The organism is Halanaerobaculum tunisiense (genome assembly GCF_054657635.1).
Window position 1 is genome coordinate 260,854 of the sequence record NZ_BAAHYI010000001.1, and the last position, 16,286, is coordinate 277,139.

13 protein-coding genes are annotated in these 16,286 nt (G+C 36.2%); all 13 read right to left on the minus strand.

The features are described from left to right. Window positions 1-18: 18 nt before the first annotated feature. Window positions 19-441: a diol dehydratase small subunit gene (locus tag ACYQ3D_RS01300; RefSeq protein ID WP_459835317.1), complete on the minus strand. Its 423-nt coding sequence runs from the start codon at window positions 439-441 to the stop codon at window positions 19-21. A 25-nt stretch (window positions 442-466) separates the two neighbouring features. Continuing rightward, on the minus strand, window positions 467-1,036 hold the full coding sequence (locus tag ACYQ3D_RS01305) for a propanediol/glycerol family dehydratase medium subunit (RefSeq protein ID WP_459835320.1): 570 nt from the start codon (window positions 1,034-1,036) through the stop codon (window positions 467-469). Between the two features lie 29 nt (window positions 1,037-1,065). Beyond that, on the minus strand, window positions 1,066-2,736 hold the full coding sequence (locus ACYQ3D_RS01310) for a propanediol/glycerol family dehydratase large subunit (RefSeq protein WP_459835322.1): 1,671 nt from the start codon (window positions 2,734-2,736) through the stop codon (window positions 1,066-1,068). 243 nt (window positions 2,737-2,979) lie between these two features. Beyond that, window positions 2,980-4,155 (minus strand): iron-containing alcohol dehydrogenase, encoded by a 1,176-nt coding sequence (locus ACYQ3D_RS01315; RefSeq protein ID WP_459835324.1) that lies wholly within the window; start codon window positions 4,153-4,155, stop codon window positions 2,980-2,982. A 432-nt stretch (window positions 4,156-4,587) separates the two neighbouring features. Then, complete coding sequence (locus ACYQ3D_RS01320) at window positions 4,588-5,619, minus strand: PocR ligand-binding domain-containing protein (protein ID WP_459835327.1); 1,032 nt, start codon at window positions 5,617-5,619, stop codon at window positions 4,588-4,590. 58 nt (window positions 5,620-5,677) lie between these two features. After that, complete coding sequence (gene glpK, locus ACYQ3D_RS01325) at window positions 5,678-7,156, minus strand: glycerol kinase GlpK (protein WP_459835329.1); 1,479 nt, start codon at window positions 7,154-7,156, stop codon at window positions 5,678-5,680. A gap of 221 nt (window positions 7,157-7,377) precedes the next feature. Beyond that, the gene (gene hemL, locus ACYQ3D_RS01330; protein WP_459835331.1) at window positions 7,378-8,670 is read right to left on the minus strand and encodes a glutamate-1-semialdehyde 2,1-aminomutase; all 1,293 of its coding nucleotides are present in this window, start codon (window positions 8,668-8,670) and stop codon (window positions 7,378-7,380) included. Window positions 8,671-9,001: 331 nt separating this feature from the next. Beyond that, window positions 9,002-9,973, minus strand: a complete 972-nt coding sequence (hemB, locus tag ACYQ3D_RS01335; RefSeq protein WP_459835333.1) for a porphobilinogen synthase — start codon at window positions 9,971-9,973, stop codon at window positions 9,002-9,004. Window positions 9,974-9,975: 2 nt separating this feature from the next. Then, complete coding sequence (locus ACYQ3D_RS01340) at window positions 9,976-11,442, minus strand: UDP-N-acetylmuramoyl-L-alanyl-D-glutamate--2,6-diaminopimelate ligase (protein WP_459835335.1); 1,467 nt, start codon at window positions 11,440-11,442, stop codon at window positions 9,976-9,978. A gap of 428 nt (window positions 11,443-11,870) precedes the next feature. Beyond that, window positions 11,871-13,376, minus strand: a complete 1,506-nt coding sequence (gene cobA / locus ACYQ3D_RS01345; protein ID WP_459835337.1) for a uroporphyrinogen-III C-methyltransferase — start codon at window positions 13,374-13,376, stop codon at window positions 11,871-11,873. Continuing rightward, window positions 13,376-14,302: a hydroxymethylbilane synthase gene (gene hemC, locus ACYQ3D_RS01350; protein WP_459835340.1), complete on the minus strand. Its 927-nt coding sequence runs from the start codon at window positions 14,300-14,302 to the stop codon at window positions 13,376-13,378. The genes cobA and hemC overlap by 1 nt, the downstream gene beginning before the upstream one ends. Window positions 14,303-14,388: 86 nt before the next feature. After that, window positions 14,389-15,039 carry a precorrin-2 dehydrogenase/sirohydrochlorin ferrochelatase family protein gene (locus ACYQ3D_RS01355; protein ID WP_459835342.1) on the minus strand — a complete coding sequence of 217 codons (651 nt, stop codon included), beginning with the start codon at window positions 15,037-15,039 and terminating at the stop codon, window positions 14,389-14,391. Continuing rightward, window positions 15,032-16,282 carry a glutamyl-tRNA reductase gene (gene hemA / locus ACYQ3D_RS01360; protein ID WP_459835345.1) on the minus strand — a complete coding sequence of 417 codons (1,251 nt, stop codon included), beginning with the start codon at window positions 16,280-16,282 and terminating at the stop codon, window positions 15,032-15,034. The genes ACYQ3D_RS01355 and hemA overlap by 8 nt, the downstream gene beginning before the upstream one ends. Window positions 16,283-16,286 lie beyond the last annotated feature (4 nt).

Genomic DNA, 16,286 nt, shown 5'->3' on the forward strand with positions numbered 1-16,286 from the left:
TTCACCTGCCTAGTAACTTTATTCCCTTCTTAGCTTATCTCTTTTTTCATAAACTTCAGCAGCTTCTCGAACTAATTCAGCATTCATTGTGGCATTATATTCTTCTTCTAATTCATCCGCAATTGCTAGCAATTCTTCTTTAGTAGAACGATTTGGTCTTAAAGAATTATAAATTTCAAGAATTTTATCATCAGGAAGATTAGTTAATTCTCCTGCTCGTTGTAGATTTTTACCAAACTGCTCTCTTCCTTTTTGCTTAGCAATTTCAGCTTGATGATCAAGAGTTTCTTCAGTAATACTTAAATCAGCATCTTCAACTTCTCCCTCTAATACTTTTTCTAAAGTAATCTCCTCTAAATCTTTATCTGTTGGTGTTTTCACAAGGTCCGGTCGATTAGTACCTAATGGATAATCTTTATTAGCATCAACTTTGTTAGACATTTAAACCCACCTCCAAGTTTTATAATTATTTCAATTTAACTTCTTCCTCAATACCTGTTCCTATTTCAGAGTCCAAATGTTTTACTTCTTTAATATGCATCACTGCAGCTTTTGCTTGATATTTAGGTCTAGCCATTTGATCATTTCTAGTAGGAACTGGTTTAGGAGTTTCACCTTTAGCATAACGAGCAGCATTTTTTCCAATGGCTCGATATGTTTCTGGATCTAATAATGGTGCTTGGGGAAAAAGCTCTAAATTCTCTAAAGGAGCAAGGTCCTTTTGATGAATAAGGGCCGTTCCTTTTGATTGCAATCCAATTGATATTCCAGAACCACTTAACTGTGCTGCCGCATGTCCTATAAATCCAACATCAGCTGTTTGATACATTCTAACTACTCGTGACTTTAATCCTTCTTCCTCTATACCAGCCATAATTTCTCTTAAAACAGTAGCATGATCAAGATCAATTATAGTCTTCGTCAAGTGTTTACCAAAACCTGGAGCTATTCCAATTACAACCTCATCGCTAGATTTACCTTCTTCACTAACTCCTTTTTCTTTAAATTCTAATTTTTTATCAACATTTATTTCCATACTCACACCTCTTTCTATCTAATAATAAGTTATTCTCCAATATTTCCAGGATCTTTAGCTAATCTAACATTCTTAATCTCTTCCCAACGTTCTTCACTTATTCTATAACCAGTTCCTGGGCCAGCATAGTCATTAGTATCATTTACAGCACTAATACAATTAAAGTCTTCATCGAAAATAGCAGATGTGTGTAGATAATCTCCACAAACTCGTTGTTTAAGAAGATTTAGTAAATTATCTGCTACTCCAGTAAATCCTTTATTAGCTAATGCTTTAACTATATCTAAACCAGTAACTCCTTCATTCATCATTTCTTCAACAGCTTTAAGATCTTGCGTTACATCACGTTCAGGTACATCTTCACTACCATGAGCATAAGTAGCTGCTTCTACTTCTTCATCAGTTATCTCAGGTAAATCTAACTCAGCAAAAACAGCTTGAATAGCTTTAGCCGCTTTATTTCTAACTTCAATAGCTTTTTCTTCTTTTACTGGACGTAAACCACCATCAACCTTTAAATCTCTTTGTAAAATATTATAATCATCATAATCATCGACATCATGTGTTGATCCAGCAAACATATTATCATAATTTGGTACACCACTATACCCAGAGAAAATAAAGTCTGTTCCTGGTAAAAACTGCATTAACATTCTAGCAGTTCTTCTTGTTCGTGAATGAGTAAAGGTCTGGTCATTACCTGAAGCACATTCGAGATCTAATAACATCGCAATTAGATTCTCTGCTAAAACTGATCTAACTCCTGAAGGTACAGAACTTGAAATTCCAATACAACTTACTGCACCATTTTGAATCCCTTGTACTCCAGCTCCCTTAGTAATATATAAACATCGCGTCTCTAAATATAACATTGACTTACCTTCAGCAAATCCCATCTGTGCTTCAGATCCTGAACCAGAAGTGAATCTCATCTTAAGCCCTCGAGAAGCATAAGCCGAAGCTAAAAAAGCTTTAGACCATGGTGTATCATCACCATCAGTAAATACATCTTCAGTACCATATACAGAAACTGTCTCTGCATAAGAAGTTAATCCCCGCATACCTAATTTAAGTTCTACTGCTTCTTCAACTGCACATTGAGTTATAACTCCTCCTCGTCCAGCTTGCGAACCAACTATGAGTCCTAAAGCATTAAAGGGAGCATAACGACCAACTGCTACTGTAGTTTCCTGTTCATCAAAACCTCTTAAAGCAGCTTCTGCAGCATCGGCTGCAATTAAAACTGGGTTATCTTGTAAATTCGTAATATGACATTGATTAGATGGTGTCTTTCGTGGTCTCATTTTTTGAACAGCCATCATCATCTCTACTACATTCATTTGACTAACTACTTCAACAATTTTAGCTGGTGTCATTGCTGTAGTTAGTTCAAGAATTTTTTTCCTAGAAAAGTTAACATCAACAATCTTTTTAGCTAATTCTTTAGAATCCATTTCCATAACTTCTTCTGCTTTATCCACATTCAAGCTATGCTGGCTGATGAAACTATCAACCATATCAAAATCTTCTTTCTTTTTTCCATCTAATTCTACTACTTCTCCATCTTCAATTTTAATACTAGGTTCTGGGTCTTGAGGACCATTCATAGCAACTATTCCTTTTTCAGGCCACTCATTTACTAATCCATCTTTACTGATATCTCTTTCTTCAAGTTTTTCAAATCTTTTAGATCTTTTCACAATTTCCCTCCTTAACTTTATAAAAATCTTCGTGTTTTTTATCTAAGTAACTAGTTCTAGTGGCAAATCCATTCATTATTTGTACCTGATACCCTATTCTCCCTTAGCTGTAATTAAAGGTATCTCAATCACAATAATTTATCATTCTATTGATAAAGGGGATAAATTTCAGTTTTAAGCCGAAATTTGCCCCCCCAGATCACTTACTACACTATATAATGTACCACAGAAATCACTTAGTTATTACATAGCATCTTTAAAAATTTGTTCAACTTGTTCTGCTGTTCCTTTTCTTGGATTAGTTAGCGCATTACCATCTTCTAAGGCTAACTTAGCCATTTGATCAAAGTCTTCTTCCTTAACATCATATTCTGACTCACTTAAAGTAGTTGGAATACCAATATCTTCAGAAAGTTGTTTGATAGCATCTAAAGCAGCTTCAGCAGCTTCTCTTGTAGACATACCATCAGTTTGAACACCAAAGATTTCAGCTATATCTGCAAAACGTTCTTGCTTAGCACCAAGGTTAAATTTCTCAACATATGGAAGTAGAATAGCATTTGCAATTCCGTGTGGCATATCATAAAAACCACCTAATTGGTGAGCCATAGCATGAACATAACCTAAACCTCCATTATTAAAAGCAAAGCCTGCTAATACTGATGCATTAGCCATATTTTCACGTGCTTCAATATCTTCACCATTATATACAGCTTTCCGTAAATTATTAGCTATTAATTTCATTGATTCTAAAGCAGCAGCATCAGTTAATGCATTGGCTCCTGTAGAAACATATGTTTCTAAAGCATGAGTTAAAGCATCCATACCAGTAGCTGCTGTTAAAGCTGGTGGCTTACCTATCATAAGCTCTGGATCGTTAATAGAAACATCAGGTGTATTTCTCCAGCTTACCATAACAAATTTAACATGTGGATCTTGAGAAGTATCAGTAATTACAGCATGTCGTGTAACTTCACTAGCAGTACCAGCAGTAGTATTTACACAAATCAGTGGAGCAGTCTCATTTTCAAGCTGTTCAATCCCTGCATAATCTTCATATAGCTCTCCATCATGAGTAACTGCTACTCCAATTGCTTTACCACAGTCATGAGAACTACCTCCACCTACTGTAATAATCATATCGCAATTTTCTTCTTCATAGATCTCTAATCCATCATAGACATTAGTATCTTTAGGATTAGGCTCTACACCATCATAAATTGCATATTCTAGACCTACTTCTTCAAGATAATCAATTACTTGATCTACAGGACCACTTTCCATATTTCTTAAGAATTCATCAGTAACTATAAGAATCTTTTCTGCTCCTAAAAGTTCACATCTTTCACCAACGACTTCAACACATCCTGCCCCCATAAAATTCACAGTTGGCAACATATAATCATAAAATTCTGACATACAAACATTCCTCCTTTTAATTTTAGTATTGTTTCATAATTAATTATTATGTAAGAACATTGTTGAAAAAATATGAGTTAATATTGCACTTTTATATTTAACATAATTTGATATAAAATTCACTTACATAAATATAAAAAACCCCTATTTAGCTCTAATCAGGTATAGGTATCCCATACCCGATAAAGCTAAATAGGGTTCTCTTTTTTTCCCTAAATCTAACAATTAAAATATTCAATTTTTATAACCTTGTAATATATTTATCAACTGACATTGTAATACTACCACAATTCTTATTATTTTTCAACTAATAGTTTAATTTTTTAAAAAATAGTTTTAAAATTATATAAGTTAGAACTTTTAAATTAAAAAAACTTCAATCATATATTAATTTTATTATTTAATTAAATTATTATAAAAATATAATAAATATTATTTATCATTTGCTAAACTTAACATCTCATCCGATAAACTATTAAGTTCTTGTATACTTGCAGTAATTTCTTGTAGTGTTGCAGATTGTTCCTCTATATTCTCTAACATTTTATTTGCCATCTGACTAGTCTTATTTGTTGAATCTTGAATTTTAGGAACAAGTTCCTTAATTTGTTCTACTCTCTTCTTTGAATCTTGGGATAACTCACGAATCTCTTGGGCTACTACATCAAACCCCCGCCCATGTTTTCCAGCTCTAGCACTTTCTATAGAAGCATTTAAGCCAAGCATATTTGTTTTATCAGCAATTTTTTCTATAAAATCGACAAACTGGTTAATTTCATTTGACAAAGAATTAACATTTTCAATTTTTTCATGTAATAAATTTTGTTTATTATTCATCTCTATAGATGCTGAGGATATTTCATCCATTGCTGAAGCTATTTGCGATAGATTTTCACTAAGAACACCAGCCATTTCTTGTAATTCAATTTCTTGATACCACACTTCACTGATAGTATTTGTTACAATATAAAGCATATTAGCTGCTGATTCAATCTGCATTCTATCTAATGTATATACATCTTCAAGTTTTTTAATAAGTTTATCTGGATCAAGATTTAATTCCTGGGCTATTTTTCTAAATTCATTTTCATTTGGATCTTTAGGCAATACTTGTCCACCTAAAATGCTGCCAATCTGATTACCTTCAATTACAATTGGAACTGCAAAATCACATAATCCTGCATGACATTCATATACAACAGGTTCACCTGATGTATTTGCCTTTTTTCCTCCTTCTCGATCACATTTCTTACAACGTTTTAGTCCTTCTTCACTTGAACGTATATAATTACAAAATTCAGTAAATCCACTAGGAGAGGTAATTGGATCCCCCTTTAAATCTACAGTAATACTAGATATTCCTAAAAATTTAGCAAACTCATCTTGAAATTGTTGAATAAAATCTAAATCTAATAACTTATCTATCTCTATTTCACCATCTTTATTTGATAAATTTACCTCCATTAATTATCCCCTCAATAATTGTAATTAAAAATTTAAAAATATTTCAAAATAATATCAGTTAGATTGTAGCCTTAGAAATAGCTTTTTCCCACTTTCTATATAACTTATTTCGCTCCTCTTCCGTGATTTTAGCTTCAAAACAATAATCGGTTTCCTTATTAGCTAAAATTTCTTCTTTGTCTTTCCAATAACCTACTGCTAAGCCAGCTAAATATCCTACCCCTAAAGCAGCAGTATTAGATGTAGTATATTCTACATTACATCCTAATATATCTGCTTGAAAAGGCATTAAAAATTCCTTACCAAACATACAATCAACTTTTAATTCTTGTAAAGATATTTTTGACTCTTGTTCCATAGCTTCTACTACATCACGAACTCGATAAACTAAACCTTCTAATATTGCTCGAATAATATGATTTTTATTTGTTCCTCTAGTTAATCCTACAACAGTTCCTTTAGCCTCTAAATCCCAGTAAGGTGCTCCTAAACCATCAAAACAAGGAACAAAACAAACTCCATCTGTATCAGTAACTTTAGTTGCAAAATATTCAGCATCAGATATCTCTTCAATTAATTTCATTTCATCTTTTAACCACTTAATTCCTGACTTAGCAGTAAAGATACTTCCTTCTAAAGCATAAGTGATCTCACCATCTACTCCCCAGCCAATAGTTGTTAATAAACCATTTTCTGATTTAATCAATTCAGAACCAGTATTCATTAAAACAAAAGCACCAGTTCCATAACTGCTCTTAGCCATTCCTTTCTCAAAACATCCCTGACCAAACACAGCGGCTTGCCTATCACCTATTATCCCAGCTAATGGAACATTCTTCCCAAAGAAATGTTGTCTTGCAGTTGCTCCATAAACTTCACTACTAGACTTTACTTCTGGTAACATAGCTTTTGGAATATCAAAAATTTCAAGTAATTCATTATCCCAGCACAAATCACGGATATTGTAAATCATACTTCTAGAAGCATTAGTATAATCTGTTATATGTAACTTACCACCACTCAATTTCCAAATCAACCAACTATCTATTGTCCCAAATCTTAATTTTCCTTGTTCAGCTTTTTCTCTAGCACCATCAATATTATCTAAAATCCATTTTATCTTAGGAGCAGAGAAGTAAGTATCAATCATTAATCCAGTTTTTTCTTTAACTTTTCTCTCTAAGTTTTGTTTTTTTAATCGCTTACAAATATCACCAGTTCTTTTATCTTGCCAACTAATAGCGTTATGAATTGGTTTGCCAGTTTCTACATCCCATACTATTGTAGTCTCTCGTTGATTAGTAATTCCTATCCCGGCTACCTGTTCAGGAGAAATATCAACTTTAGCTAAAGCATCAGCTACTACTCCCATAACATTACCCCATAAGTCATCAGGATTACATTCTACCCAATCAGGTTTTCGATTGATAACTTCAACTTTTTTACTAGCACTACTAACTTTTTCTCCAGAATGATTAAATAATATTGCTTTTGAAACACTTGTGCTTTGTTCAATTGCCAAAATAAACTCTTCCATATTTCTTCCCCCCATAATAATAAAAACCATATCTAAGTCCTCAGGAGTAGATAGAACCTCCCCACAGTACTTAAATATGGTTTCTTTATATTCTCTACCAATTTATTTTATTGTGACTGTAGATAGTATAGCATAGCATTAAATTTTATGCAAGATAGCCTCAGTTAAAATAATATTAAATTTATAGTTTGCTGACTTTCTAATTTATCATCCTCTTGAAATTATTTTTTATATTCCTTTACCTCTTGTAAAGCCTTATAATTAGCTTCAATAGTTGCTTCTAAATCATAATCTTGATGAGCCACAGATATAAAATTAGCTTCAAATTGGGATGGGGTCAAATAAATTCCTTCTTCTAACATCCGATTAAAGTAGATAGCAAAAGCATCTGTATCAGCTTTTTTAGCTGTCTGATAATCAACAACTCGCTCCTCAGTAAAGAATAGACTCAACATCGAACCTACTCGAGAGACAGTAGCTGGAATATCTAATTGTTGAATATTTTCTCTAAATCCTTGCTCTAAAAGAGCCCCTTTCTCTTCTAATAAATCATAAACAGATGACTCCTGTAATAACTTCAAGGTCTCGCATCCTGCTCTCATTGCTAGTGGATTCCCCGATAAAGTACCAGCTTGATAGACAGGTCCGGCAGGAGCTACATAATCCATAATTTCTTCTTTACCACCATAGGCCCCAACTGGCAGGCCACCACCGATAATCTTACCTAAAGTAGTCAAGTCAGGTTCGATTTCATATAATTCCTGGGCCCCACCATAAGCTAGTCTGAAGCCAGTCATTACTTCATCAAAGATAAGTAAACTATCATTAGCTGCTGTTAGTTCTCTTAAACTTTCTAAATAACCTGGTTGCGGTTGAATAACTCCCATATTGCCTGTTACTGGCTCCAAAATAACAGCTGCTATTTGCTCCTTATATTCAGTAAATATCTCTTCTACAGCTTCCAGATCATTATAAGGAGCTACAATTGTTTCTGCAGCAATCTCTTCAGGTACTCCTGGACTACCTGAAATACCTAAAGTAGCCATCCCTGATCCGGCTTCTACTAATAGACTATCACCATGCCCATGATAACAACCTTCTAACTTAACGATCTTTTTTCGACCAGTATAGCCCCTAGCCAATCTTAAAGCACTCATTGTTGCTTCTGTTCCTGAGTTAACCATTCTGACTTTATCAATAGTTGGTACAGCATCAATCACTAGTTCAGCCAATTCAGTCTCCACTTCTGTTGGAGCCCCAAAACTAGTCCCCTGCATCAACTGATGCTGTAGCGCTTCTACTACTTGAGGATGATTATAACCTAAAATCATTGGCCCCCAGGAACCAACATAATCAATATATTCTCTACCATCAATATCATAGACTAAAGGACCATCGCCTTCTTCAATAAATAAAGGCTGATTATTTACTGCTGAAAAGGCTCGTGCTGGACTATTGACTCCACCAGGAATAACTTCTTTAGCCTCCTGAAATGCTTCTTCTGATTTAGACATTTTATCCCTCCCGAATACTAATTGACAATTTATAATTTAGAATTTACAGTTAAAAACTATTGATATAAAGTGGCACTTTCGTGCCACTTTATATCAGCTATCAGCTGTCTGCTATGTGTCGTGAGCCAAGTCAAATTCTTCAATTCAAAACCATAGATATAGTTCAGCCCTTTAGAATATAGGAATTATAAGGGTTAGATTTTGAATTTGAATGTTTTGAATTGGCTGACAGCACACAGCACACGACACACGACTGTGTCACCTGCGGTGACACAATATATCAATATAACTTTAATCTTTCATTTGAAACTTATCTCTCAATTCTCAATTGTTAATTATTAATTACTTCTGCTATTTCCTTGGCCCAATAGGTAATAATTATTTCTGCTCCAGCTCGTTTAATACTAACTAATGATTCTAAAGCGGTTTCTTCTTCAGCAAGCCATCCTTTTTCAGCAGCTGCTTTAATCATTGCATACTCACCACTAACGTTATAGGCCGCTAAAGGAGTATTAAACTCATCATTAGCTCGTCTAATAATATCTAAATAAGGTAAAGCCGGTTTAACCATTACAATATCTGCTCCTTCCTCTAAATCCAACTTTATTTCTCGTAAAGCTTCCTCACTATTAGCTGGATCCATCTGATAAGAGCTTCGATCGCCTTCTTGAGGAGCTGAATGGGCTGCATCACGAAAAGGACCATAAAAATTAGAATCATACTTAGCTGAATAGGCCATGATTCCTTTATCTTGGTATCCAGCATCATCAAGTTTATCTCTAATAGCCTTAACCCGACCATCCATCATATCTGAAGGAGCCACCATATCTGCTCCAGCTTCTATATGAGATAAAGCAGTCTTAGCTAAATTCTCTAGAGTAAGATCATTCTGCACATAACCATCTTCTATAACCCCACATTGGCCATGATTTGTATACTGACATAAACAAACATCGGTAATCACTAATAACTCAGGAAACTCTTCTTTGATCTTCTGACAAGCTTGTTGCACAATTTCCTCCTCAGCCCAAGCACCAGAACCTACTTGATCCTTAGTCTCCGGAATCCCAAATAATATAATTCCGCCTAGGCCTAAGTCTGATAATTCTGCAACCTCTTCTAATAATAAATCTAAAGAAAAATGATAATTCCCCGGCATAGAAGGAATCTCTTCTTTAATCTCTGTTCCATGGACTACAAATAAAGGATAAATCAAATCAGAAGCATCTAATTTAGTTTCTCTAACTAAATTTCTGATAGATTCTGATCTTCTCAATCTACGGGGTCTAGTAGTTAAATCCATCTTTAATCCTCCCTTCTTCTTAATGCATTTCTAGCTACCTGACGGTCATCAAAATCCACTACTTGCTTCCCAAATTTCTGCCAAGTTTCGTGCCCGCGACCAGTAATTAAAACAGCATCCTGTGGTTGGGCCAACTCAATAGCCTGCTTAATTGCTTCTCTTCTATCTTTAATGATTTGATAATCTCTACCCTCCACTCCTACTGCAGCAGTGATTCCTGTTTCAATATCAGCAATTATAGCTTCTGATTCTTCACTATGAGGACTATCAGAAGTTATAATCGCTAAATCAGCCAATTCAATGCTTAATTGGCCCATGATAGATCTTTTTTCTTTATCTCTATCGCCTCGTCCGCCAAAAACAATTATTATTTGTCCAGCAGTTAACTCATTAACTGTCTGCAGTAACTTCTCCATACCATCAGGAGTGTGAGCATAATCAACAATCACTCCAAAGTCTTGATTCTCATCTATAAACTCAAATCTCCCTGGAACTCCTGTTACCTGTTCTAATCCAGACTTAACCTCAGTCAAATCAAAGCCTAGACTGAATAAAGTAGCAATTGCTGCCAAGGAATTATAAACATTAAATTTACCAGTTAAATTTAATGCAATAGATAACTGCTCTTGATTGCTAGATAATTTATAATTAGCCCCTCTAAGATTTAGCTTAATATCCTCAGCCTTAAAATCAAGCCCCTCTTGTAACCCATAGCTAATGATTTCCCCTTCGGCCTGCTTTACAATATCTGTTGCATACTGATCATCAAAATTGATAATAGCAGGTTGATCATTCACCTGGAACAATTTGGCTTTAGCTGCTAGATAATCTTCTATGGATTGATGGAAATTAAGATGATCATGAGTTAAGTTAGTAAAAATCTGTCTATCAAAATCAACCCCTAGAACACGATCCAACTTTAAAGCATGAGAGGATACCTCCATTACTACATGGCTGACTCCCTGATTCAACATCTGGGCTAACATCCGCTGTAAATCCAAAGATTCTGGGGTAGTCCGCCTAGCTTTCTTGGTTTCATTACCAAGTTCATTCTCAATAGTCCCAATCAATCCTGTATTAACGCCTATTTTCTTTAAGATTGATCTTATTAAATAGGTAGTTGTAGTCTTTCCGTTAGTACCAGTCACTCCAATTACAGTTAACTCCTCGGCAGGATAACCATAAAATTTAGCACTGACTCGGGCCAACGCTTGTCGAGTATCAGCAACCTTAATAATAGGTATCTTATCTACCACAATATCTTGTTCTACAATAATCGCCTGAGCCCCATTCGCAATTGCTTCAGAAATAAATTGATGTCCATCCTGCTTAAAACCTGAAATAGCTACAAATAAATCACCAGGGCCAACTTCGCGCGAATCATAGGCAAGTCCTGTAATCTCTGTAGTTAAATCTCCGGTAACTGTAACTTGATTTAGATCAGCAATTAATTTCTGGAGCTTAATCATACTTAACCGCCTCTCTATCTAGTCTGTAATAGCTTTATTTTATCTTATTGTTTATTAATTCTAGCTTCAATATCACTTAAATCCTTACCAAATTAAAATAGAGAGTAATTCAAGTGGCACTTTCGTGCCCCAGCTATCAGCTGTCTGCAAATGGTTTTTATTACGGAAGGTCTGTTTTCTAGACCTGTAGGGTGTGTCGTGAGCAGATCTTCACGGAGAGTCCAAAGGACTCGTAGGAAGTCAAATTCTTCAATTCAAAACTATAAACCTAATTCAACCTCTTAAAACATAGTAATTTTAAGGGGTTCGATTTTGAATTTAAAGGTTTTGAATTAGCAGATAGCACACAGCACACCTTTCGGGTCTCACGACCACTTCATGATAAATCTACTGACGACTGTGTCACTTATGGTGACACAATGACACAATTATTTACAGTATTTTTTGATTGCAGCTGTTAATCCTTCAATTGTATATTTATCAGCTATAATATCTACCTCTAAGCCAAACTCTCGAGCAGTACTAGCAGTAATAGGGCCAATACAAGCCAGTTTTACTCCAGCTAATAACTGCTGATAATCCCCCTCTAACAGAGCAACAAAGTTACGTACTGTTGAAGAACTCGTAAAGGTTACTAGATCAACTGTTTCCTTTTTTAATTTCTGGATTAACTCTTCATTTCCTGCTCCTTGGATAGTCCTATAGGCTGTTATATTATCCACCTGAGCCCCTAATTCCTCTAGTCCATCCTGCAAAGCTGGCCGAGCAATGTTGGCCCGCGGTAATAAAAACCTCTGACCAGTTAAATCTTGGTCTGCAAACCCGTCTAGAATTGATTCACTGACATAGTCCTCAGGAATATAATCAACTTTAAGACCATAGGATTCTAATTCAGCTGCTGTTTTAGATCCAATAGCACCTAATTTAATCCCTGCTAAAGCTCGCACGTCTTTACCAAGATCAAATAAGCGCTCTAGCACATATTTAACCCCATTAACACTAGTAAAAATAGCCCAGTCATATTTATTCAACTGCTGTAATTTTTCATCTAGAGGCGCATAATCCTCAGGAGGTACAATTTTAATAGCTGGGGCTTTAACTACCTCGGCTCCTTCTCTAGCTAACTGGTGGCAAAAACCTTGAGCTTGTTTAGCTGGTCTAGTAACTACTATCTGCTGACCAAACAAAGGTTTAGTCTCAAACCAATTTAATTTAGTCCGCAACTCAACTGCGTCACCCACAATAATAATCGCTGGTGGTTTAAACTCGGCTTCTTCGACTTTAGCTACAATATTCTCCAAAGTACCCACTAGTGTTTCTTGGTTTGCTCTAGTCCCCCATCTAATTAAAGCTACTGGAGTCTGCGGGTCACGTCCTGCCGAGATCAACTGCGGTACTATGTTAGGTAAATTGCCTACCCCCATTAGAATTACTAAAGATCCAACTCCTGTAGCCAACTTATTCCAGTTAATAGCATCTTCCTTGTTAGCAGCCTGATGACCTGTAACAAAAGCTACTGAAGAATTAAAATCACGATGAGTTAAGGGGATACCTGCGTAAGCAGGAACTGAAATCGGAGAAGTAATTCCGGGCACAAGCTCAAATTCTACTCCAGATTCAGCCAAAACAGTAGCTTCCTCGCCCCCCCGCCCAAAGACAAAAGGGTCTCCTCCTTTTAATCTAGTAACTATCTTGCCGGCTTGGGCTTTAGAAACTAACAACTGGTTAATCTCCTCTTGACTACAATAGTGACTAGTAGCCTTCTTTCCGACATAAAACAGTTCAGCCTCTTCGCTAGCATAAGCAAGCAACTTATTATTAGCTAATCGGTCATACAAAATCACATCTGCTTCCTTGATTACTCGTTGGCCCTTAACAGTAATTAATTCCTCGTCTCCTGGGCCAGCTCCTACCAAATATACTTTCCCACTCATTATTCTACCCCCTTGACCTGTTCTAAGATCTCTACTGCTCCTTGAGCAGCTAATTTCTTAGCTAACTTGATTCCTAACTGACGGGCTTGACTTCTAGTTCCTGTTAACTCCTCTTGAAGTAACTTAGTCCCTTCTCTATTAGCTACCATACCTTCTAGCACTAATTTCTCCTCCTCAACTTGAGCGTAAGCACCAATAGGGACCTTACAATCTCCATCTAGGTAATCTAGAAAACCTCGCTCAGCTTGGACAGCATCGACACTTGGCTGGTGATTGACTTCAGTTATTAAATCTTTAATTCGCTGATCATCTACTCTAGTCTGTAAAGCCAATGCTCCTTGCCCCGCAGCCGGGATAGAAATCTCTGGTGGTAAATACTGACTGATCTTATCCTCCCAACCCATTCTTTCCAGACCAGCTACTGCTAGAATAATTCCCTCTAAATCTTGGCTGGCTAACTTATCTAACCGAGTATCAATATTACCACGGAGAGGTTCTATCTCTAAATCAGGCCGATAATTCAATAGTTGGGCCTTGCGTCTTAAACTACCTGTACCTAACTTAGCCCCAGCTGGTAACTGGTCGATAGTCCTATCTTGCGAGGTGATTAAGGCATCTAGTGGGTTGGCCCGTTTAGGAATAGCTATAATCTCTAACCCATTATCTTTTTGAGCAGGCATATCTTTAAGACTATGGACTGCTAAATCTATCTCTTCTTGTAATAAAGCCACTTCTATCTCTTTGATAAATAAACCCTTCCCCCCCACTTCTGTCAACTGTTTATCCAAAATTCGATCACCAGTGGTGGTAATCTCCTTTAATTTAAATTCATAATCTGGAAATAACGTAGCTAATTTATCAGCCACTAGCTGAGATTGCAAGATAGCTAATTGACTACTACGCGTTCCAATTATAATTTCTGGCATAATTATCGCTCCTTTATATCAATTTACAGTTTATAGTCGTGAGTCATGTGCTTTGTGTCGTGAGCAAATTCTTTACAGCTCACGACTCATAACTCACAACTAATTTCCTCTCCAACCTGCCGAGGAAGTAATTCTTTAATTCTTGCCAAAGCCTCTGGTTTATCCTCCCCTAACAGACTGATCAATTCCCTATCCGCAAGTTTACGAAAAATCCTCCGTCTTGTTGTTTCCTGCTCTACAATAGCTAAGACTACAGGCCTGATCTGAGCCATTAGATCTAAAAACTCCTGATATTCACTACCAAACTCATTAGCTAATCTGTCTTTTAGTTGTTTAGTCAAAGCAGGTAAGTGGCCTCCAGTAGCTACTGTTAATAATAAATCCCCTTGTCTTACTACCCCTGGCAGAGTAAAGTTAGATAGTTGCGGATTATCAACTATATTAGCCAGAATATCTCTTCTATTAGCTAACTGACCAATCTGGCTATTAACCTGGGGCTTATCTGTAGCAGCAATTACTAAAAGGCAATCAGTTAGATCTTGAGGTTGAAACTTCCGTTGATAATACTCCACCTGATCAATTTCTTCAGTTATTGGAGGAATCACTTGCGGACTAACTAATTTAATCTGGGCTGAAGTAGCTAATAAACGTTGTAACTTCCGATTTGCTACTTGGCCCCCGCCTACTATTAATACTTGCTGCCCACTTAAATTAAGATTAATCGGATAACTAGTCATCTAAATCAAACACCTGCCTGATAACTTCAAGAGCTTGTTCATTGTTTTGGGCCCCTAATTCTTTGATCTTAACTGTTGGAGTATGTAATAATTTATTAGTCAACCGATGGGCCACCTCACCTACCACTTCTTGTTCAGCTGAGGTTAATTTCTTCTTAGCTCGCTTGAGTTCTTCTTGTTTGATTTTTTCCGCCTTCTGCCGCAATTCAGTAATTAGTGGTACACATCGTCGATAACCTAACCACTCTTCAAATTCAGCTATTTCCTGATCTATTATTTCTTCTACTGCTGTAACTTCTTCTTTGCGCTGCGAGATATTCTGATCCACTACTGTCTCTAAATCATCGATATCATAGTGATGAACACCAGGCAAGTGACCGATTTCTGGTTCAATATCTCTAGGAACTGCAATATCAATTAAAAAGAGTGGGCCTCTTCTCTCCGACATTGCTCTCTGGACTAAATCATAATGGAGTACATAGTGGGGAGCAGCTGTAGAAGCAATAATAATATCAACTTCAGTAATCCAGTCTTCTAGCTGATTCCAGCGTATCACTTCTCCTTCAAACTTAGCAGCTAACTTCTTTCCCCGCTGATAGGTTCTATTAGCTACCATAACCCCTTTAACTCCATGATCTACTAGACTTTTAAGCGTCAATTCACTCATCTTCCCTGCTCCTAAGATCAAGACTGTTTCTCCTTCTAAAGTACCAAATATATCTCTAGCTAACTCGACAGCTACATAGCTAATAGAAGCAGCCTTAGCATTTATCTTAGTCTCTCTTCTAGCTCTTTTACCAACTCGAAATGATTCAGTAAATAACTGGTGGAGATAAGTATCTACAACCCCAGCTTCTTGAGCCTGAGCAAAGGCTCTTTTAACCTGACCTAAAATCTGACTCTCACCCACTACTAAAGAATCCAAGCCGCTAACTACTTGATATAAATGGTCTACTACTGCTAACTGAGTCTGATTATAAATATAAGTCTGTAACTCTTGTTGGCCCAAATTAGCTAACCTAGTAAATAGAGCCACTCCAAACTCCTGGGCCAAGCTAGCTTCTTGAGCTACTAAATACAATTCAATCCGATTACAAGTGGATAAAATAACTCCTTCTTCTATCTTAGCAGCTCCAGCAATCTCAGCTAAAACTTGTTGATATTGTTGACTAGTTAAGGACAACTGTTCTCTAACTTCTACTGGAGCAGTCTTATAGCTTAAACCAATAACTGCCAATTCCATCTTT

What these genes read in the sequence shown, in the direction of transcription:
- ACYQ3D_RS01300 (WP_459835317.1), bottom strand. Translation starts at nt 441, where the DNA reads ATGTCTAACAAAGTTGATGCTAATAAAGATTATCCATTAGGTACTAAT.
- ACYQ3D_RS01305 (WP_459835320.1), bottom strand. Translation starts at nt 1,036, where the DNA reads ATGGAAATAAATGTTGATAAAAAATTAGAATTTAAAGAAAAAGGAGTT.
- ACYQ3D_RS01315 (WP_459835324.1), bottom strand. Translation starts at nt 4,155, where the DNA reads ATGTCAGAATTTTATGATTATATGTTGCCAACTGTGAATTTTATGGGG.
- ACYQ3D_RS01320 (WP_459835327.1), bottom strand. Translation starts at nt 5,619, where the DNA reads ATGGAGGTAAATTTATCAAATAAAGATGGTGAAATAGAGATAGATAAG.
- glpK (WP_459835329.1), bottom strand. Translation starts at nt 7,156, where the DNA reads ATGGAAGAGTTTATTTTGGCAATTGAACAAAGCACAAGTGTTTCAAAA.
- hemL (WP_459835331.1), bottom strand. Translation starts at nt 8,670, where the DNA reads ATGTCTAAATCAGAAGAAGCATTTCAGGAGGCTAAAGAAGTTATTCCT.
- hemB (WP_459835333.1), bottom strand. Translation starts at nt 9,973, where the DNA reads ATGGATTTAACTACTAGACCCCGTAGATTGAGAAGATCAGAATCTATC.
- ACYQ3D_RS01340 (WP_459835335.1), bottom strand. Translation starts at nt 11,442, where the DNA reads ATGATTAAGCTCCAGAAATTAATTGCTGATCTAAATCAAGTTACAGTT.
- cobA (WP_459835337.1), bottom strand. Translation starts at nt 13,376, where the DNA reads ATGAGTGGGAAAGTATATTTGGTAGGAGCTGGCCCAGGAGACGAGGAA.
- hemC (WP_459835340.1), bottom strand. Translation starts at nt 14,302, where the DNA reads ATGCCAGAAATTATAATTGGAACGCGTAGTAGTCAATTAGCTATCTTG.
- ACYQ3D_RS01355 (WP_459835342.1), bottom strand. Translation starts at nt 15,039, where the DNA reads ATGACTAGTTATCCGATTAATCTTAATTTAAGTGGGCAGCAAGTATTA.
- hemA (WP_459835345.1), bottom strand. Translation starts at nt 16,282, where the DNA reads ATGGAATTGGCAGTTATTGGTTTAAGCTATAAGACTGCTCCAGTAGAA.